The sequence below is a fragment of the Actinomyces minihominis genome (assembly GCF_900187855.1).
Classification (GTDB): domain Bacteria; phylum Actinomycetota; class Actinomycetes; order Actinomycetales; family Actinomycetaceae; genus Scrofimicrobium; species Scrofimicrobium minihominis.
The window spans coordinates 15,972-34,442 of sequence record NZ_FYEG01000003.1 but is presented as its reverse complement, the minus strand read 5'-3'; the positions used below and the strand labels follow the sequence as shown (position 1 = coordinate 34,442).

At 60.3% G+C, this 18,471-nt stretch carries 17 protein-coding genes, 1 tRNA gene and 1 riboswitch; of the genes, 11 read left to right on the top strand and 7 right to left on the bottom strand.

Translation table 11 applies throughout. The features are described 5' to 3' along the window. Positions 1-67: 67 nt before the first annotated feature. Positions 68-2,194 (bottom strand): TPM domain-containing protein, encoded by a 2,127-nt coding sequence (locus tag CS903_RS04140; protein WP_099332302.1) that lies wholly within the window; start codon positions 2,192-2,194, stop codon positions 68-70. Between the two features lie 240 nt (positions 2,195-2,434). Between CS903_RS04140 and CS903_RS04135 the strand changes: the two genes are divergently transcribed. The 4 genes from CS903_RS04135 to CS903_RS04120 all read left to right on the top strand — a co-directional run bounded on the left by CS903_RS04135 (position 2,435) and on the right by CS903_RS04120 (position 6,671). Beyond that, entirely contained in the window at positions 2,435-2,809 is a 375-nt protein-coding gene (locus tag CS903_RS04135) for a cold-shock protein (RefSeq protein WP_099332535.1), read from the top strand. After that, a complete protein-coding gene (locus CS903_RS04130; protein ID WP_242491754.1) occupies positions 2,802-3,662 on the top strand; it encodes a DUF3027 domain-containing protein in 861 nt (286 codons plus the stop codon). The genes CS903_RS04135 and CS903_RS04130 overlap by 8 nt, the downstream gene beginning before the upstream one ends. Positions 3,663-3,815: 153 nt before the next feature. Beyond that, positions 3,816-5,285, top strand: a complete 1,470-nt coding sequence (locus tag CS903_RS04125) for an NCS2 family permease (protein WP_099332301.1) — start codon at positions 3,816-3,818, stop codon at positions 5,283-5,285. A 30-nt stretch (positions 5,286-5,315) separates the two neighbouring features. After that, a complete protein-coding gene (locus CS903_RS04120; protein WP_099332300.1) occupies positions 5,316-6,671 on the top strand; it encodes an MFS transporter in 1,356 nt (451 codons plus the stop codon). Here CS903_RS04120 and serC read toward each other — a convergent pair. Beyond that, entirely contained in the window at positions 6,668-7,786 is a 1,119-nt protein-coding gene (serC, locus tag CS903_RS04115; RefSeq protein ID WP_099332299.1) for a phosphoserine transaminase, read from the bottom strand. The genes CS903_RS04120 and serC overlap by 4 nt on opposite strands. Before the next feature lie 101 nt (positions 7,787-7,887). Here serC and CS903_RS04110 point away from each other — a divergent pair, with 101 nt between their 5' ends. From CS903_RS04110 to CS903_RS04090, 5 genes are all read left to right on the top strand, one after another. Beyond that, positions 7,888-8,604: a metal-dependent transcriptional regulator gene (locus tag CS903_RS04110; protein WP_277984871.1), complete on the top strand. Its 717-nt coding sequence runs from the start codon at positions 7,888-7,890 to the stop codon at positions 8,602-8,604. Positions 8,605-8,688: 84 nt separating this feature from the next. Next, a riboswitch (cyclic di-AMP (ydaO/yuaA leader) is annotated at positions 8,689-8,854 on the top strand. Positions 8,855-8,970: 116 nt separating this feature from the next. Next, the gene (locus tag CS903_RS04105) at positions 8,971-9,600 is read left to right on the top strand and encodes a C40 family peptidase (protein ID WP_242491753.1); all 630 of its coding nucleotides are present in this window, start codon (positions 8,971-8,973) and stop codon (positions 9,598-9,600) included. 188 nt (positions 9,601-9,788) lie between these two features. Then, on the top strand, positions 9,789-10,715 hold the full coding sequence (locus tag CS903_RS04100) for a universal stress protein (protein WP_099332297.1): 927 nt from the start codon (positions 9,789-9,791) through the stop codon (positions 10,713-10,715). Between the two features lie 98 nt (positions 10,716-10,813). Then, positions 10,814-10,886, top strand: a tRNA-Arg gene (locus CS903_RS04095). Between the two features lie 246 nt (positions 10,887-11,132). Continuing rightward, complete coding sequence (locus tag CS903_RS04090) at positions 11,133-11,954, top strand: siderophore-interacting protein (protein ID WP_099332296.1); 822 nt, start codon at positions 11,133-11,135, stop codon at positions 11,952-11,954. On the opposite strand, the gene CS903_RS09695 is transcribed toward CS903_RS04090, so the two are convergent. The 3 genes from CS903_RS09695 to CS903_RS04075 are packed head-to-tail and all read right to left on the bottom strand — an operon-like array spanning position 11,951 to position 13,191. Beyond that, complete coding sequence (locus tag CS903_RS09695; protein ID WP_370737642.1) at positions 11,951-12,214, bottom strand: ATP-binding protein; 264 nt, start codon at positions 12,212-12,214, stop codon at positions 11,951-11,953. The genes CS903_RS04090 and CS903_RS09695 overlap by 4 nt on opposite strands. Further along, complete coding sequence (locus CS903_RS04080; RefSeq protein WP_099332294.1) at positions 12,186-12,587, bottom strand: VTC domain-containing protein; 402 nt, start codon at positions 12,585-12,587, stop codon at positions 12,186-12,188. The genes CS903_RS09695 and CS903_RS04080 overlap by 29 nt, the downstream gene beginning before the upstream one ends. Beyond that, the gene (locus CS903_RS04075) at positions 12,580-13,191 is read right to left on the bottom strand and encodes a DUF4956 domain-containing protein (RefSeq protein WP_099332293.1); all 612 of its coding nucleotides are present in this window, start codon (positions 13,189-13,191) and stop codon (positions 12,580-12,582) included. Before CS903_RS04075 ends, CS903_RS04080 begins: the two co-directional genes overlap by 8 nt. A gap of 170 nt (positions 13,192-13,361) precedes the next feature. Between CS903_RS04075 and CS903_RS04070 the strand changes: the two genes are divergently transcribed. Together CS903_RS04070 and CS903_RS04065 are read left to right on the top strand one after the other, a co-directional pair. Next, on the top strand, positions 13,362-14,420 hold the full coding sequence (locus CS903_RS04070; protein WP_099332292.1) for an LLM class flavin-dependent oxidoreductase: 1,059 nt from the start codon (positions 13,362-13,364) through the stop codon (positions 14,418-14,420). A gap of 50 nt (positions 14,421-14,470) precedes the next feature. Continuing rightward, complete coding sequence (locus tag CS903_RS04065) at positions 14,471-15,733, top strand: hypothetical protein (protein ID WP_129587594.1); 1,263 nt, start codon at positions 14,471-14,473, stop codon at positions 15,731-15,733. A 3-nt stretch (positions 15,734-15,736) separates the two neighbouring features. Here the strand turns inward: CS903_RS04065 and CS903_RS04060 are convergent, their stop codons facing one another. Further along, the gene (locus CS903_RS04060) at positions 15,737-16,360 is read right to left on the bottom strand and encodes a glycerophosphodiester phosphodiesterase family protein (RefSeq protein WP_242491766.1); all 624 of its coding nucleotides are present in this window, start codon (positions 16,358-16,360) and stop codon (positions 15,737-15,739) included. Between the two features lie 200 nt (positions 16,361-16,560). Continuing rightward, positions 16,561-18,459, bottom strand: a complete 1,899-nt coding sequence (gene acs, locus CS903_RS04055; RefSeq protein WP_099332290.1) for an acetate--CoA ligase — start codon at positions 18,457-18,459, stop codon at positions 16,561-16,563. Positions 18,460-18,471: the final 12 nt, after the last annotated feature.

Below are 18,471 nucleotides of genomic sequence, written 5' to 3'. Positions count from 1 at the left end.
CTGATCTTTGGCGAGGACTTCCCGCCGGTTTGGACGATCGTTTTAATGGGTGTTTCTCTTGTGTTTCCTAGAACTTGCCGCGTCCCCCGCCTCCACTACTGCCACGGAAGCCGCCCCCGCCGCCACGGAACCCTCCGCCGCCACGAGATCCTCCGCCGAAGCTGCCGCCGCCACGAGATCCTCCGCCAAATCCGCCTCGGCTGCCGCCAAATCCGCCTCCGCTGCCGCCGAAGCCACCCCCGCGGTTCGAACCCCCGCCTCCGAGCATCTGGCCAAGAAGGACGCCCCAGAGTAGCGAGTTGTTTCCCGTGGAGCGGTAGTTCACCGGTTGGGGCTGGCTGTACTGGAGGGAGTTCATGGCGTTCTGAGCAGCTGCCAGGGCGGCGTTTGAGGCATTGATTGAGGCCTGCGGGTCACTCTGCTGCAGACTGCGTGCCTGAGCCAACTGTGCCTGGGCGTTGGCAAGTGAGGTGCGGGCCTGCATGCTTCCGGAGGAGCGGTTGGCAGAGAGCATTGCCTCTGCCTGCGAGACCATGGTCTGGGCAGCCATGACACGCTCGGCAGCCAGCGAAACGCCGCGGGCCCGCTGGTCGTTGGCCGAACGGAGTGGGGCAAGAGCCCGGTCGAGGGCATCCTCTGCATTCCGCAGCTGCTGCATCGCAGACAGGGGATCACCCTGGCCATTGCGGGCAGCCTGCCCGGCCTGGATCGCCGCCTGGGCATCCCGAACCAGAGACTGGAAGTTGCCCTGGTTCGCCGCTAGGCGTGTCACGTCGTCGAGGTCGGCAGTAATGGAGGCAATGGCGTTACCGAGGACCTGGTTTGACTGTGAAATGGTCTGCTCTGCTGTGTTAACGGCACTGAGGGCAGCCAGCGCCGACTGCAGCTGGGTGGTGGCGCGATCAAGTGACTCAACCGCGGCGCCGCGGTCAGAGGTAAGCAGTGACCGGGCCTCATCACAGTTGCGGCGTGCAGCCCCAATCAGAGCCTCGGCCTGTGCTGGCTGGTTCTGGAGGGACTGCAGCTGGGTGGGGGTGAAGCGCAACTGGAGGTCCTGAAGGGTTTGCCTACTGCGTTGAACCTGCGACTGCGCCTCATTGAGCCGCGCCTCTAGGTCAAAGAGTCTCTGATCCGCGTTGGTCTGACTGTCCCGCATTTGCTTGAGTTCAGCTTGTGCCTGTTGAACAGGGGGCATGACCTGGGCAATAGTCCGAAGAATCTGGTCTGCTACCTGCGCCTTTTCATTCAAGGGGATCGGGTCCTGCAGCTTGGGAAGCAGGAGGAATGACTGTGCGACAGCCTGCTGTGCGGTCTGCACGGCTGCGTCCAGAGTGTCAGCCTGCGCATAGCCGAACTCTGCCCGGGCGAACTGGACCTCATCTGCTGCTGAACGAAGGAGCTCGTCTGCGGCGAGCAGTTGCTGCTGGGCTGCGCCAATCCGCTCTTCTTGAGCCTTGGGGCCACCCGGGGCCGACATACCTGCATTCTTGAGTCTGGCCTTTTTCTTCCTGCCCTTTCGGGTGAAGATCAGAACAAGGAGGCCGATGACCAGGGCGAAAATGATGAATCCAAGGAACGTGCTGCCCCCGCCCTCGGATGACCCCCCGGATGATCCCGAGCCGATGGAGTCGCCAATCCCGGACACGAATGTTACCGCGGCCTCGGAAGCTGTGGCCCCGTCCATCGGATCGACCTGACCCGCCACGGAGAGTGCGTCGTCCCAAGCCCGGTCGATATCCCGGTCCCTGATGACCTCAGATCCCTCAGAGATGTTCGTGCACCAAGAGGAGTCCCGCTCTTCGTACGCGAGGGCGAAGATTATTGAGTCCCCGGAAAGTGAAGACTGGTTCCCCGCCTGCGAGCACCAGTCAGTTGGGTCGTACCCGGAGAAATCGGGGACGAGGACGACGTAGGTGTTGATCCCGCGGCTCGCAACCAGTGCAATCTCGTTCCGGATAGCCCCCGCCTCTGCCGTTGAGAGGAACTTCGAGGGGTCGGTAACGGGTTCCGTCAGGGGCATGGGATTGGTTGTCGGCAGCAGAGAGGGGACGGATCCCGGAGCGGGCGTAGCTGCTGCAGCGGAAGACATGGTCAACCCGGATGCCATGAATAGCGCGGTTAGAAGGGCGATGACTGTAACCATCCACCCCCGTCGCTGGTCCTTGAAGGAGCTCTTTGCTTCACCAGTTTTCACTTCGTCCGGCCCGCCTATGCTTTCCATTTACCGCCTTGCGCGAGGTGCGCCAGGTCACTGTTTCCAGGATTGAACCCATACTACCGAGAGGATCCGACACAACCGAGCCTCTCTCCAAAAACTGCAAATGAACATGCTTCCGCGCAAAGCCGACTGGAATGCTCGAGGTTGCACAACCCGGTAGAATGGATTAACCCAGCATCACGCTGGAGGGTAAACATCGAGATGTGGGAGAGAGCAGTGCCAACCGGCAAAGTGAAGTTCTTTGACGTTGATCGCCAGTTTGGATTTATCGCTGGTGACGACGGTGCGCGCGTGTACCTGCACGCCTCCGTTCTGCCCGCTGATCACCCGGCTCCAAAGCCCGGCACCCGTGTTGAGTACGGGGTGGCGGACGGTCGCCGGGGTCCTCAGGCCATCTCTGTGAAGATAATCGATCAGCCTTCGATTCTTCGAGCCCAGCGACGTAAGCCGCAGGACATGGTTCCACTTATCGAAGATCTCATTAAGCTGCTGGACAACTCCTCGGACTCACTTCGCAGGGGGCGTTACCCCGCAAACTCCCAGCAGATTGCAAAACTGCTCCACGTAGTTGCAGAGGACTTTAATGCCTAAAGAAGCAGGCTCACCAGACGCCCCTGAAGCCCAAGAGCCGAGCCTTCCTAGAGAGGTGCCGGCTGTAGATGTCGAGGCGCCACTGGTAGACATGGCCGAGAGGGCTAAGCGCAATCGTGCCTGGCGTAAGGACGCGGTCCTTATGGACGCCGTGAGCATTGCTCGTGAAGCAGCGCTGACGGTGGCCCGTGAGGGCTCTATCGGAGAGCACGCCGGAGTTCGAATGGTGGGGGATCGTCTGGCGACCCACCGCTTTAACTGTCTGGATGAGGGGTACCCGGGCTGGTACTGGGAGGTCACCCTCGGTCGTGCGCCGCGTTCGCGCAAGGCCACGGTTTGCGAAATCGACCTCGCCCCGGGACCCGATGTCCGTCTTGCCCCCGCCTGGATTCCCTGGCGCGATCGCCTTCAGCCGGGGGATATCTCCCGCTCTGACATCCTTCCCTACGACGCCAATGACGCTCGTCTTCAGAATGGTTTCGAAGAGGTCGACTCCGATGAGGCCGAGCTGGTTGGCATCGAAGAAATGGGACACGGACGCAAGCGAGTCCTGTCCCAGTACGGCCTCGATCTGGCGGCTGACCGCTGGTACGACTCACCCCACGGTGCAGTTCCTGGCGTCAAACCCAATGCGATGTGTGCCAGCTGTGGGTTCCTGATCAAAATGCAGGGCTCCCTGGGAACCCTCTTTGGGGTGTGCGGCAACGAGTGGTCCCCGGACGACGGATCAGTGGTTTCACTCGATCATTCCTGCGGCGCTCATTCTGAGACAGATCAGCCCCAGGAGCGTTCACAGTGGCCAATTGTCGATTCACGGGTGAATGACGACCTGATCGACTTCGAAGAGTTTTAGCGAAGGTTCCGCGTAATAGAGCGGAAAGGTCTGGGTCTGATTCGGCCTCGGTGCCAGGTCACCTAGAAATTGGGGTTCCCCCATTATACCAGCTGATCCCCGGTTGCCCACGGTGCGGGACCACCGGGATCCTTTGCGCACCCTCAAGACACACTGGGGCAAGTGAACACACAGGTAGCTGAAAAACAGCAACAGTCGCAGAAACCATCAGTCGAGCAATCCGGATTCCTCAACAATTTCTTCCAACTGTCACGCCGTGGATCATCGGTGACCCAAGAGGTGCGAGGTGGCGTCGTCACCTTCATCACCATGGCCTACATCCTGATCCTCAACCCAGCGATTCTCTCCGCCAACACGGAGGGCACCGATATCACCATCGCCGCGATTGCAACGGGCACCGCCTTCGTCGCAGGCATCCTTTCCGTTCTCATGGGTATCTTCGCGAACTTCCCGATGGCAATGGCCGCGGGAATGGGCCTCAACGCGCTGGTTGCCTTCAACCTCGGCCTCGGCCTCGGTCTGACCTACCAGGAGGCCATGGGTCTGGTGTTCTGGGAGGGTGTCCTCATCCTCTTCCTTGTCCTCACTGGCTTCCGTGAAGCGGTGTTCCGTGCGGTTCCACGCCAGCTCCGTTCAGCAATCTCGGTTGGCATCGGACTGTTCATTGCATTTGTTGGTCTGGTCAACGCGGGCATCGTCCGGCCCGGTGGAACCCCGGTTCAGCTGGGAGTCAATGGTTCACTAATCGGTTGGCCAGCCCTGGTGTTCGTCATCGGTTTGGTTTCGATCGTTATCCTCTACTCCCGCAAGGTAAAGGGCGCAATCCTCATCGGCATCACCATTGCGACGATTGCGGCGCTCGTGGTCCAGGCCATCGCCAAGATTCCTGCGGTTGCAGAGGAGACGCCCGGTGGGTGGATGTCGACGATTCCTCAGCTTCAGGGTTCACCAGTTCAGCTCCCTTCATTCGGCACTCTGTTCCAGATTGACTTCTTTGGGGCATTCTCCAAGTTGGGTATCCTTCCCGTCCTCCTGGTGATCTTCTCTCTGATGCTGGCGGACTTCTTCGACACCATGGGCACGATGGTTGCCGTGGGTTCAGAGGGCAAGCTGCTTGATGAGCAGGGTTTCCCGGAGCGGTCCCGCGCAATCCTGGTGATCGACTCTCTCGGAGCCATTTTCGGTGGACTGGGTGGGGTCTCTTCGAACACGGCCTACGTTGAGTCTTCAGCGGGTGTGGGTGAGGGCGCTCGGACAGGTTTGGCCTCGGTTGTCACGGGTTCACTGTTCCTCGTGGCGATGTTCTTCGCGCCACTCGCGGCTCTCGTTCCCGCTGAGGCAGCCTCGACGGCCCTGGTCTTCGTGGGCTTCTTGATGATGACCCAGGTCACCGAAATTAAGTGGACGGATGTTGAGTACGCCATCCCCGCTTTCCTCACGATTGCGATGATGCCTTTCGCCTACTCAATCACAGCGGGTATCGGAGCAGGCTTCGTCTTCTATACAGTTATTCAGGTCTCGCGCGGAAAAGCGAAGTTCATTCACCCCGTCATGTGGGCGGTCTCCGCTATGTTTGTTGTGTACTTCGCGCTGGGTCCAATCCAGGCCGTGATTGGCGGCTGATCGAAACCACCTAAGGGGGCGCCGCTCTTCGTGAGTAAGACCTTTCAGTCACTGAGCTACCACAACTATAAGCTGTGGTTTACGGGCAACGTGTTTGCTTCATCCGGACAGTGGATGCAGCGGGTGGCCCAGGACTGGTTGGTTCTGACCGTACTCACGCAGGGCGGCGGCCTCGAGTTGGGCATTGTTACGGCCCTGCAGTTTGCCCCCATTCTCCTTTTCTCGGCCTGGGCCGGGGTGGTGGCTGACCGCATGGATCGTCGACACCTCCTGCAGATCACCCAGTCGCTGGTTGCGCTCTGTGGACTGATCCTCGGCATCCTGGTTCTGACCGGAACCGCAGAGCTGTGGATGGTCTATTTAATTGCGTTCCTCGGGGGAACGGCCGGTGCATTTGACAACCCGGTTCGCCAGGCGTTTGTCTCCGAACTGGTTCCCGTACATATGCTGCCGAACGCGGTTGCGCTGAACTCAACTGCATTTAACTCAGCACGACTGATCGGCCCGGCTGTCTCCGGCCTCGTCATCGACGCTGTCGGACCCGGTTGGGTCTTCATCGTGAACGCCTCCCTCTTCCTTGTTCCGGTCCTAACGTTGGCATTGATGAGGCCGAGCGAGCTTTCGACACCCCCGAAGGTAGAGCGCGAAAAGGGGCAGCTCAAGGCTGGTTTTGATTACATTCGTGGGCGTAAGGACATCATCCTCATCCTCACGATAATGGGTGTCATTTCCTGTCTCGGGCTCAACTTCCAGATCACTTCGGCGCTGATGGCAACTGAGGTTTACGGGATTCCCGCCGGTGGTTACGGCCTGATGAGTAGTTTCCTTGCCATCGGTGCGGTGTCCGGCTCGCTGGTGGTGGCACGCCACAACAACCCTCGTCTTCGTCTCATTGTTAGTGCGGGTCTTCTCTTCGGTGCTTTCCTCGGACTGCTGTCCCTGGCTCCGAGCTACGCGGCGTTCCTTCTTCTTGCGATTCCAACCGGCGTGCTCTCGATGACCCTGATCTCTTCGGCCAATGCCGCGGTGCAGATTTCGACAGAGCCTCAGTTCCGCGGCCGTGTCATGGCGATCTACTCGATGATCTTTCTCGGGACCACCCCCATTGGGGCGCCCCTGATTGGTTGGATTGGTGAGCAGTGGGGAGCCCGCTGGGCAATGGGTGTCGGTGCCATTGCCTCGATTCTGACCGCATTGATCGCAGCTCTGTGGGGCTTCTTTGTTTGGAAGATCCGACTGTCCTGGGAGGGGCGCCGCTTCGCCCCCCGCCTGGTGGTTCCCGAGATCCCACTCGGACCGATCCCCGTTCAACTCTCACCCGAAGAGACGGGGTCACTCGCCGAACAGGTTGAGGCCGAGACCGAGGTCGAAGAGCTCAAGGACTAGTGGAGCTCGCCCTCAATCATCCAGTCCAGGCAGTTCAGTAGGGCTTGGATGTCTTCGGTGGGGATCGAGGGGAACGAGGCGAAGCGCAGCTGATTGCGCCCCAGCTTTCGGTAGCCTTCGATATCCACCACCCCCACCTGGCGAAGGTTCTTGGCAAGGGTGTCCGCGTCAATGTCGGGAGCGAAATCAACCGTGGTGGTCACCGGGGAGAGCCACTGGGGTTCTTTGACGAACAGTGATGCAAACGGGCGCTCGGTGGCCCAGTCTTGGATCAGGGTTGACCCGGCGTGGGCCCTGGCTTGCATGGCCTTGATTCCACCACTTTCCAACATCCATTTCACCTGTTCATCGAAGAGGACGAGGGTGGCGATGGCCGGGGTGTTCAGGGTCTGATCCAGACGAGACTGCTTGAGGGCCTCCGCCAGGTTGAGAAACGACGGCATGTAGCGGTCTTTCGCCCCGGCTAAACGCTCGGCTCGGTCAACAGCGGCGGGTGAGAGTACAGAGACCCACAGTCCGCCCTCGGATCCGAAGGCTTTCTGGGGAGAGAAGTAGTAGGCGTCGACCTCGTCCCAGGCGACCTCGGTTGCACCGGCGATTGAGGTGGCATCCACGAGGGTGAGTGAGGGGGAGGAGCCGACGCGGTAGAGGGGAGAGGCCACTCCCGTCGAGGTTTCATTTTGGGCATAGACGTAGGTGTCGGCAGGCGGAGCATCCCCTGGGATGAGCGCCAACTGACCGGCGGGGGCTTCCGTGACATCAACTGAAGCCCAGGGGGCTGCGGCAATGTCCGCGGCGAACTTGGCCCCGAACTCACCACAGACAGCTGCGTGAGCCGAGCGGTGGATCAGGGAGGTGGTAGCCACTGCCCAGAATGCCGTTGCCCCACCCATCCCGAAGGCAATTTCATAACCTTCCGGTATAGAAAATAGTTCCCGGAGCCCCTCTTTGATCGAGTGAACCCGGGCCTTTACCGGTGCCTGGCGGTGGGAGGTTCCCATTTCGCTGGCTTGGGAAAGCACCTTCATCTGCTCGTCGCGGATTCGAGAGGGGCCCGAACCAAAACGCCCGTCGCCGGGAAGAAGGTGTGCTGGGAAAGGCGCCGTGTTTGTCATGGAGCCAAGGCTAGTTAGTTTCACCTCTTCATTCACGGGGCGCCGGGACGCGGACGGGCGGTATCGTGGGCAACAGTGTGTGGAACTTGTGAGGGGGACCAGTGTCTGCTGACCTTATTGACACAACAGAGATGTACCTCAAGACGATCCTGGAGCTTGAGGAGGACGGAATTGTCCCCCTGAGGGCCAGAATCGTTGAACGACTCGGGCATTCCGGGCCCACCGTGTCACAGACAGTGGCGCGCATGGAGCGTGATGGCCTGGTGACTGTCCGTGCGGACAGGCAGCTTGAGTTGACACCCGTGGGGCGCACACAGGCCCGGCACGTGTTGAGGAAGCACCGCCTGGCTGAGCGGCTCCTGGTTGACGTCATTGGGATGGATTGGGTTGACGCCCATGATGAAGCCTGCCGCTGGGAGCACGTCATGTCAGCGAAGGTAGAGGAGCAGTTGGTAAGACTTCTCGGAGACCCGACAATCGATCCGTATGGGAACCCGGTTCCAGGCCTCGGGCGGGGGGTGCGCGGTGAAGAGTCTGCCGAGGTTGTGGTGTCTCGATACAACGGGCCAGTAGAGGTCACGGTCTCCCGAATCGGAGAACCCATCCAGGCGGAAGCGATCCTGCTGGGGCAGCTCGACCGGACGCAGATCAGGCCGGGAAGCAGAGTGGTGCTGCGGGACCGTGGTGGAGCGCTGGATGTCATTGCTGTCAGGGTTGGTACGGGAGAAGAAGAGGGTATTTTGCCCGGGCAACCCGTCTCGCTACCCCGGACTTTTGTCCCACATTTCTTTGTGGTAGCAGACATCCCCGGTCTGTGAGAAAAGTTTCGTGATCATTACGTGACAAATGGGGGTCCCTCCCCTAGGGTTCTAGAAGGTGAATCGGATTCCTCCGATGATCCGTCATCAAAGCAGCCGAATCTGCGTCGTTTTGATGACTAGAAAATGAAGACGCAGAGTGGGGGACCCACAACTGATCGCAAGATCTTGGGGTGAAGTCCTCTTCGGAGGACAGGACGTTCCGTTTCTAATCCGACAGCTAACCTCGCAGGCTCACACGGGAGATTTTGATTGACAGCGACAAAATTCGCACCGCGTCACCGCAGTGCTAAAAAGACCAGCACACCGCTATCTGCTGTTACCGATACTTTCGTATCGAGCGGCTTTCCGAAGAAGGGTGTAGCGGTGGCATCCGCTACCGGCGTTGCACTGACGGCCACCATTGCAGGTACCGCTTTTGCAGGTCCCCTGGCTTCGACAGTCCCCACCAAGCCTTCGGATGACTTTGTCTCCAACCTTGAAGCAACCGACTCGGCAACCCTCGTGTCCCTGGACGTGGAGTGGGAACCGGGTGATGAGGTGGCTGCGACTGCTGCAGAGCCAGTAGTCGAAGAGGTCGTTGAGGTCGTCCAGGAAGATGTAGCAGCTGATCGTGACTACGATCGCGGCTACGAAGAGCAGACCTACACCGCTGCGCCTCCGCAGGCGGCAGGTTCCATTGTTGAAACTGCTATGCAGTACGTGGGTTACCCCTACGTCTACGGTGGCAGCTCACCTGCAGGCTTCGACTGCTCGGGCTTCGTCCTCCACGTCTTTGCGCAGCACGGCATTAGTCTGCCCCGTATCTCTGGTGACCAGGGTCGGGCGGGCACGGTTATTTCGGCTGCAGAAGCTATGCCCGGTGACCTCGTGGTTTGGGGAGACAGCCACATTGCCATCTACATTGGCAATGGAATGGTAGTCCACGCCTCCACCCCTGAAACGGGCGTTAAGGTCAGTGGCCTCTGGGGCTCCTACTACTTCTCGCGAATCTAAGGCGGTCCTTTCGCGTCTGCGATTTGTGAATGAGCACTCGTGCCGGGTAACTACCTGGCACGTTTGCTTTTAAGTCATCTGCATCGACCGGCACCTGCGGTTTCGACTTTGTGACGGGTACCACTTGGGGCAGAATGGGGGTATGTGCACAACCGTGCAGTGGCAAAAACCTGAGGGGCGAAGTAGCGATGGCACACATCCAAGAACTAGTGGTCGGTGTCGACGGATCCGATGAGGCACTTGATGCTGTGAGGTGGGCGGTTGCCCATGCTGAACGCACGGAGTCCACGGTGAGGATCGTCTGTGCATATGCCATCGCCTCGTACTCCGCAGCCGCCCTCGATGGTGGTCTAGCTGTGATGGATGATGCCGCACTGCGGCTCGGGGCTGAAAGGGTTGTTCAAGACGCGGCCGCCGTGGCAGTCCCTTCGGGAGTCCCGGTCACGACCCAGGTGGAGGTTGGTGATCCGTCCTCGGTCCTCGTCGAGCTGTCAGATAAGGCCGATTTGGTCGTCATTGGCTCCAAGGGTGGGGGCGGTTTTGCCGATCGTCTTCTAGGTTCGGTTTCCTCGTCGGTTCCTGCTCATGCCAGGTGCCCTGTTGTCGTGGTTCCGCCTCACAGGTCTGGAAAGCCGTTCCTTCCGGTGCGTCGTATCGTTGTGGGAACAGATGGCTCAGATATGGCCTCCAGTGCGCTGAAGAAGGCGGTTGATGAGGCCGTCCTGTGGGACGCTGACCTGACAGTTGTCACAGCCATTCCCATCGCAACGGGTGGGGGAATGATGGGATGGGTTCCCCCCGCAATCAACCGTCAGAGCATGATGGCCGAAGTAATGGCAAGTTTGGATGCGGCTATTGCTGATGCGGTTGAGGATCGTGAGGTGCGGGTGGCAAGGCATGCCCTCGACGGCAGCCCCGCGGCACTGCTGACAGAATTCTCGACGGCTGTTGATCTTGTCGTGGTTGGTACTCGTGGACGGGGCGGGTTCGCAGGAATGCTGCTCGGCTCAACCTCCCAGACGGTTCTGCACCACTCGACCTGTCCGGTGATGACAGTCCCTTCGCGCCACCGGGATAGGAACCCAGGGCCGGCCCAGGCTTGGGAGCGCCGCTAGGGGAGTGGCGCATGCTCTCCGAAGGTGCGTGATCATCTCCTCGCTACCCTGATTAATGATGCACTGGGTGGTGGGGTATTATGAATCCTGCTTTTCCCGCCCTCGTAGCTCAGGGGATAGAGCACCACTCTCCTAAAGTGGGTGTCGTACGTTCGAATCGTATCGAGGGCACAGTTGTGGCGTGGCGCCTCACCAGTAAGCCTGCAGAGGCGTCGACGAAGTTGCCTTGCATTGCTCCCCGTCTTCCGATGGTCGAAGTAGATTCCTTTCCGTCTTGTCGTATTGAGATGCGAGGGTCTGCGCTCAAAAAGGCACTGAAGAATTAGGTTAGGTTATGCTTACCTAATACTTTCCGGGCAGGCTTCGGCCTCCAGCCCTCCAGGGTTCTTCTCCCTGCGTCTTCTGAAAGGAACCGGTGTGCCTGAAGCTGCTTCTTCTATTACCCGCGAACGAGTCCGTCACCCGCTTGCAGTTCGTCACCTCGAGGTGGCGCGAAAGACCCAACTCACCCCACACCTGGTACGGATCACGCTGGTGGGGGATGAGCTAGCCGGTTTTACCTCCCTTGGTCCGGCCGATCACGTCAAGCTTTTCTTTCCCGACGCATCGGGCACATTGACGACCCCGGTTGTCACGGCTGAAGGAATCCGGCGCCCCGAAGAGGGAGAGATAATCGCTCGCGATTACACGCCTCACGAGTATCGAAGTGAATCGGGGGAGCTGGACATCGACTTCGTTCTCCATGGGGATAAGGGCCCTGCCTCCGCTTGGGCAGCGCGTGCTGAGAAGGGGGATCAGCTCGCTGTAGCTGGTCCGCGAGGTTCACATCTGCCTCCCGACAACATCAGAAGCATGGTGATTGTCGCTGATGAGTCGGCTTTCTCAGCTGCTCTGCGCTGGATTGATGGAACTCCTACCTCGGTTCCGGTGACAGCGCTTCTGGTAGCTGCGAACCCGAAGGATTTCGCCTACTTCCCCGATGATCTGCCGGCAGATCTGCGCTGGTTTGCAGGTGAGGGTAGGGCCGAAGAGGTAGCGGATGAGCTGCGGGGACTGAGCTTTGACGAGGGCACCTTTGTGTTCCTCGCGGGGGAAGCGGGTCTCATTGCGCCGCTGCGTCGCTACCTGCGCCGTGAACTCAACCTACCGAAGGTGCATATGGACGCACAGGGGTACTGGAAGCAGGGGGTGGCTGAGCTGGATCACCATGCTCCACTCGACCCCAGCGATCCCGACTAGGTGGTCGATCCGCCCTTTCGGGACAGAGGCAGAGTTAGCTCAAAAATGGTCCACGATCCCTCGGTGCCAACAGAGGCGTCTCCCCCGTGGGTCCGGGCTACAGAACGGACTATTGAGAGGCCAAGTCCGGTTGAGCCCTGCAGGGTGGATCGTGCCAAGTCTGAGCGGACGAACCTGTCGAAGACTCTTTCCTGCAGTTCAGGGCTAATAGAAGGCCCATCATTGGCGACTCTAAGTACCGCCAAACTGCCGTCTTGCACCGTCAATGATGTTTCGACATGTGTCCCACCCGGGGTGTGCTTCTGAAAGGAACGTCACCGCGGAGTCAACGTAGGTGCGGCTGCGGACCTTGAACCGATGGGGAGAACGCTGCAGGCCCATTCGGTAGCACTGCAACGAGGACGTATCAAAGTAGGTGGAGGCATAGTTGTGGGAGCGGAGCCAAAGGTGTTCCACGACCCGGGGGTTATCGATGCGCTCGTCGGAGGCGATCCAACGCAGCAGGTGCAGAGCTTCGTTCGCGTTCAGCAGGTACTTGCGGTCATGACGGGTCTGAAGTGCGGCCTCGGCGTTGAGTTCGTCCAGGCTAACGGGCGGTAACTCCCAAGCTGCAAGATCAAGTTGGTCAGGCATGGCTCACCACATCGGGTGAGTATCCACTGGCTGGTGCAGATTGCTTCTCGACCGTCCTGGGGTTGACCCTGTAGACGACATCGACAATCGTTTTGTCTTGGACGAGGTCGGTCTGGACCACGCTGATCTGGGTCACCTGCGCCTGGAGGATCTCGGTGAGCTGTGCTCGCAGCAGGCCCTCACGGCACACTGCTTCGTCCAGGGTGACGCGTTGGCGGCGAGATCCGGGCATGAAGTGGGGCGAGTCAACCAGGCCGAGGATCAGAATAGGCAGGGCCATAAGACCACAGGAAACCCACCAGACTCCGACGTTAAGCCCGGCCAGCAGTCCCATGGCGAGGGCGGAGAAGTAGTAGGCTACGTCGTACTGCTCCAGTTCAGTCGAACGCAGACGGATGATGGAGAGAACGCCGAAGAGTCCCAGGCCAACCCCAACCGAAGTGGTCGCAGAGACATCCTGCAGAGCAAATGCCACGATCATCACGCCAACATTTGACCCGTAGAGTGCAATGACCAGGTCTTTGCGCCCGTGACGACGACGATAGAGACCCAGAACCAGGATGCTGATCAGCACCAGGTCGGCTACTAGAAATGTCCAGTCCACAGTCACTCCAAATATCTCGCTGCTTTTCGATTGTGTTGGGCACCAACATTCCAGGTGAATATGTGAAGAACATGTGAGGACGGGAGTGGTTTCATGAGAGAGTCGACTACCTGCTCGGCTGGTAGCTAAGCCCCGGAGCAGCTCTGGGGAAGGCTGGATACGCTGGGGGAATGACAGACATCAAGCTCAGTATTCTCGACCTCATTCCACTTCGCAGCGGGCAGACGACAGCCCAGACACTGCAGTCCAGCCGCCAGCTTGCCCGCCTTGCAGACCGCCTGGGCTACACGCGCTACTGGGTGGCAGAGCACCACAATATTGATCCCATCGCGTCGACGGTGCCCGCGGTTCTGATCCCCTATCTCGCAGAAGGGACGGAACAGATTCACTTTGGATCCGGCGGCGTGATGCTGGCGAACCACGCCCCGTTCTCCGTTGCGGAGCAGTTCGCGCTGCTCGCGGCGATGTATCCCGGTCGGATCGACCTGGGGCTCGGGCGAGCCCCCGGCAGTGACCAGCTCACCGCTGCCATTCTGCGCCAGGGACTTCCCGGGGACGGCGTACAGAACTACGCCAATGACGTCACCCTGTTGAGGGAGATGCTGGGCTCCGGAGTAACCCCACTTGGACAAGCGGTTGCCCTCGATGTCGGCGGCAGGCGCTATGACATCCAGGCCACTCCGGCCCCAACCTCAGCAGTGGACCTGTGGTTGCTGGGCTCCTCGGCACACTCCGCCCAGCTGGCGGCTCAGATGGGGCTGCCCTACGTCTTTGCCAACCACTTTGGCATTCCCGGCATGGCGCAGATCCTGCAGATCTACCGGGATAGCTACCACCCGTCCGACCAGTTCCCAGAGCCGACCACACTGATTCCGGTGAACGTGGTGGTGGGGGAAACCGCTGATGAGGCCGAGCGGCTCGCCCTCGCCTACAGGCTGCAGAGCGCGCGACTGCGCACCGGGGGCAAGATGGAACCGCAGCGCCCAGTAGAAGAGCTAGAGGGCTACGCCTGGACCGCAGCCGAGGTAGCGCACCGCAACATGGGTGAGCCATTCCTGTTCGTAGGTGACGCCAAGACGGTGTCGAAGCGCCTCCTCAATCTCGCGGGAGAGGTCGGGGCGAATGAGCTAATGATCAGTCCTGTCGCGGGGGCATATGCTGGCGACCCCATGGAGCAGGCTAGAAACCGGGAGAGGACCGTTCAACTGCTGGCCGAGCACCTGCTGTGAGGGGCTGTTCCGCCCCTGCGAGCGGTCTGCCCGTGACTTAGGGTTGGCCTATGAGTAGTTGGGCCGTGAGTCTGTCAGCCATTTTCCTGGGGCTGAGTCTGTTGTGCGCGGTGCTTTCCCACCGGGAGAAGCGCAGCAGCCGGCGCCGGGTCTACGCGGTACTTGGTTTGATTTCGTTCATCATTTCGGCCGCAATGGTTTTCTGGGCCCTGCTCAGCGGAACCATCGCGCCGGCCGCCATGCTGTGGATCTTCGGGGGTCTGGTCCTGGTGGGCCTGGCTCTGTGGGCCGCCCTCATCCTGCTCAATCAGGGCCACGGCAACGACCTCAGACTAATTAGGAAACACCTGAGATTTGCCAAGCGGGTTGCCCTGCCGAACTGGGAGTCGCTGGACACAAGCGAGTTTCGGGCTGAGGACCGCACCGAGGCAACCCATATCAACAAGGTCGTCAACATCGGCGCGGTGCTGGTTATCTTTCCGGGTGTGGTGGGGGTCCTGGGCGCTTCGATTCTGATGAATGTCAGGGGAAACGAAACCTCGGATTTCCTTTCCCACGCGGTTGGTTTCTACACCCTTCTGGTGGCGACCTGCTGGACTGTCGCCTACATCCTCACCATCGTCATCGTCTCCCTGCTGCAGTTGCGCCGCGGTACCGCGAGCGGCATCACCCTGTCGCAGGTGGCGGTCAGCCTGGGTACCTGGGCCGGATTCGGAGCTGCCGGCGGTGTTTTCGTGGGTACTCTGATTCCCCTCGTGGTCGTCCCGCTTTCTACAGGACAGTTCAGTCCGCTTGGAATGGCACTCCTCGACTCGGTGTCACCGGCGCTCCTTCTCGACATCTCAACCGCCGGGGCCGTCTACGGCTTCCTGATTGGTGAGGTGATTTCGGTTGTCAGTATCGCGGCGGGCGAGAAGAACCTCTATGTCAAGACCGTCCTTCCTCCAACCCTGTTCGCCAGCATTGTCACCGTTCTCGGACTGGTTGGTCTGACCCCAGGCAAACTGGCCCACGCGCTCTCCAATGAGTACATAGCGCAGGTCCTTGGTGGTTTGGTTCCCTCCGGAACCGATCCGTTTACCACCGCCCTCACCGAGGGGCTCGACACCCAGAAGGGTTGGGCCCACGTCGTTGCCGGGCTTGACCAGGGGGGTTGGAACGCGATGGTTGACCACCAGATTTTCTATATTTTCACCTGGGCGGTAGCGCTTCTAGTCGTCATGTTCTCGCTGACCATCGCGGTACGCAAGCGTGAGATGGCCCTTCTGGCAACCCCTCCGGAGTCCGCCGCGCAGCTCGATGACATCAACTAGTCGTCACACCTGCTGAAAGTCGAGCATGTGGGTGGCGACATCGCTGAAGATCCCGGTGCAGCCCCAGTTGAAAAGCTCGTTGGCCCGGGCGCGATCGTTCACTGTCCAGACGCTCACCCCGTAGCCCGCGGAGGTAATCGCCTTGACTATGGCCTCGGTGAGTCCTTCATTCTCAAGGTGAGCGTAGGTGGCGCCAACCATCTCGAGTACTGACAGCCAGTCCGGACCGAGAGTTTCTTTAGTCCACAGCATCGCAATCGTGTACTCGGGCGCCCTCTGATGGAAGCGGTCGAGGACGAGCGGTGAAAAGGAGGAGATGATGATCTCTCGCTCGGGGTCGAGGCGAGCCAGTTCCTTGATGACCGCATCGATGAGTTGGCTGGTCCCCGCTTCACCGGATTCGTGGGACTTCAGTTCAATGTTGGCGTTGATGGCCCTGTCGTTGATGAAGTCGATGAGTTCGGCGAGCCTCGGGAGCCGGACCCCCTGGTAGGCGGGGGCGAACCAGGCGCCCGCGTCGACCGTATCCAGTTCCGAGGAGTCGAGGTCGACGAGGGGGCCTCTTCGGTTGGTGGTCCTGTCCAGTGAGGAGTCGTGAATGATGACGGGCGCACCATCTCCGGTGATATCAACATCGGTCTCTATCCAGGTGGCACCACCGACAACTGCCAGCTCGAAGGCGGGCAGTTGTCGGTGGTGCCAACTGGTTGGAGCCGCGGTGAGCGTAGACGATCCTCTTGGCCTGCGGGACGTGTCTGGATGGTTTGGCGTGGCTCACGGCAACCCCCTGGCGTGGTGGTCCGGAACCCGCCCTGGGTTCCGGGGTTCTAACCATCCAGTGTAGACAGGTCCCCCTCATCTTGACCGAGGGCGCGGGCACGCAAAACCCGCCTCATGATCTTGCCTGAGCGAGTCTTCGGTAGGGATTCTACGTAGATGATCTCGTCTGGTTTGGCTATGGGGGAGAGGTGGGTGGCGACATGGGCGCGCAGTTCCTCGGTCATCTCGCGGCTGCCCTGGTGGCCCGGGTTGAGGACGGCATAGACGTGGATGGCGTTCCCCTTGATTTCGTGGGGCAGTCCGATTGCGGCTGCTTCGGCCACGGCGGAGTGGGAGGTGATCGCCGACTCGACCTCCGCGGTTCCCAGTCGGTGTCCCGAGACCTTGATGATGTCGTCGGTGCGTCCGATCACCCAGTAGTAGCCGTCCTCGTCCCGACGGGCCGAGTCCCCGGTGGCGTAGCGTCCGGCATAGACGTTCCAGTAGGTGTCGAGGTAGCGCTGGTCATCGCGGTAGAGGGTGCGCATCATTGCCGGCCAGGGGTTGAGCAGGGTGAGGAAACCTTCGGTTCCATCGGGGACCGGGTCACCCTTTTCGTCGACGATCTCAGCAACCTGGCCGAATATGGGTCTCCCAGCGGAGCCGGGTTTCTGTGGCATAGCCGGGACTCCGGCGATCTGGAACATCCCGGTTTCGGTTTGCCACCAGGTGTCCATGATGGGGCAGCGGCCCTGGCCGACAATCTCGTAGAACCAGCGCCACGCCTCCGGGTTGATTGGTTCGCCGACCGTGCCGAGCAGGCGCAGGCTGGAGAGGTCGTGGCGGTTCACCCAGGCGTCCCCGAATCGCATGAGCGAGCGGATGGCGGTGGGGGCGGTGTAGAAGGTGGTGATTCCGTAGTGTTCGATTAGCGACCACCAGCGGTCCGGGTGCGGGTAGGACGGTCCGCCCTCGTACATGAACGAAGTCGCCCCGTTCAGCAGTGGCCCATAGACGACGTAGGAGTGCCCGGTGATCCATCCCGCGTCTGCCGTGCACCAGTACCTATCCCCGTCATTCAGGTCGAAGGTGTCGCGAAGTGTCGCATAGGTTCCCACCATGTAGCCGCCGTGGGTGTGGAGGACGGCCTTCGGCTTCCCCGTTGATCCCGAGGTGTAGAGGATGAAGAGGGGGTGCTCCGCGTCGACCTGGACCGTTTCGCAGGCACCGCGGGCAATGGGCAGGGCTGTGAGGTCGTGGTACCAGTGGTCGCGGAGCGGGTCCATGGTCACCTCGGAACCGGTGCGCTTGATGACGAGGACGTTTTCGACCGTGGGGGAGAAACGCACTGCCTGGTCAACGATGTCCTTCAGGGGGAACACGGAACCGTTAATCCAGGAACCATCGGCGGTTATGACCACTTTGGACTCAGAGTCGTCGATGCGGGCGGTGAGTGCGTCGGCAGAGAAACCGGCAAAAATGACCGAGTGGACGGCGCCCAGTTTGGCGCAGGCCAGCATGGCGAAGAAGACTTCGGGGATGCGCGGCAGGTAGATGGTGACACGGTCGCCCTTGCGAACCCCCAGGGCTTTCAGCACGTTGGCCATCTTGGTGACGGCCCGGTTGAGGGAGAAGTAGGAGAAGGTGCGTGTCTCTTTCCCATCCTCGGACTGCCACAGGAGGGCGAGCTTGTTCTTGTGGGGGCCGTCGAGGTGGCGGTCGATCGCATTGGTGACAATGTTGGTCTTGCCGCCGACGAACCACTTGAAGAATGGGGCATCATCGTCATCGAGGGTGCGTGTCCACGGCTTTGACCACGTCAGTTCCCGAGCACGTTTCTCCCAGTAGGCGACGGGGTCTGCTGCCGCTTCCTCCTCAACCTGTTGCCAGTCCCTGATCCTTGCATTTTTTAGGGTGGTTTCATCGGGGTAGTAAATGTCGGGAAGGTCGGACTGCGGTTCCGTCATCTTCTGGTTCCT

Coding starts and splice junctions, on each gene's coding strand:
- CS903_RS04080 (WP_099332294.1), bottom strand. CDS start 12,587: ATGCCTGACCAACTTGATCTTGCAGCTTGGGAGTTACCGCCCGTTAGC.
- acs (WP_099332290.1), bottom strand. CDS start 18,459: ATGACGGAACCGCAGTCCGACCTTCCCGACATTTACTACCCCGATGAA.
- serC (WP_099332299.1), bottom strand. CDS start 7,786: ATGACAAACACGGCGCCTTTCCCAGCACACCTTCTTCCCGGCGACGGG.
- CS903_RS04070 (WP_099332292.1), top strand. CDS start 13,362: ATGACAGACATCAAGCTCAGTATTCTCGACCTCATTCCACTTCGCAGC.
- CS903_RS04130 (WP_242491754.1), top strand. CDS start 2,802: ATGCCTAAAGAAGCAGGCTCACCAGACGCCCCTGAAGCCCAAGAGCCG.
- CS903_RS04100 (WP_099332297.1), top strand. CDS start 9,789: ATGGCACACATCCAAGAACTAGTGGTCGGTGTCGACGGATCCGATGAG.
- CS903_RS04065 (WP_129587594.1), top strand. CDS start 14,471: ATGAGTAGTTGGGCCGTGAGTCTGTCAGCCATTTTCCTGGGGCTGAGT.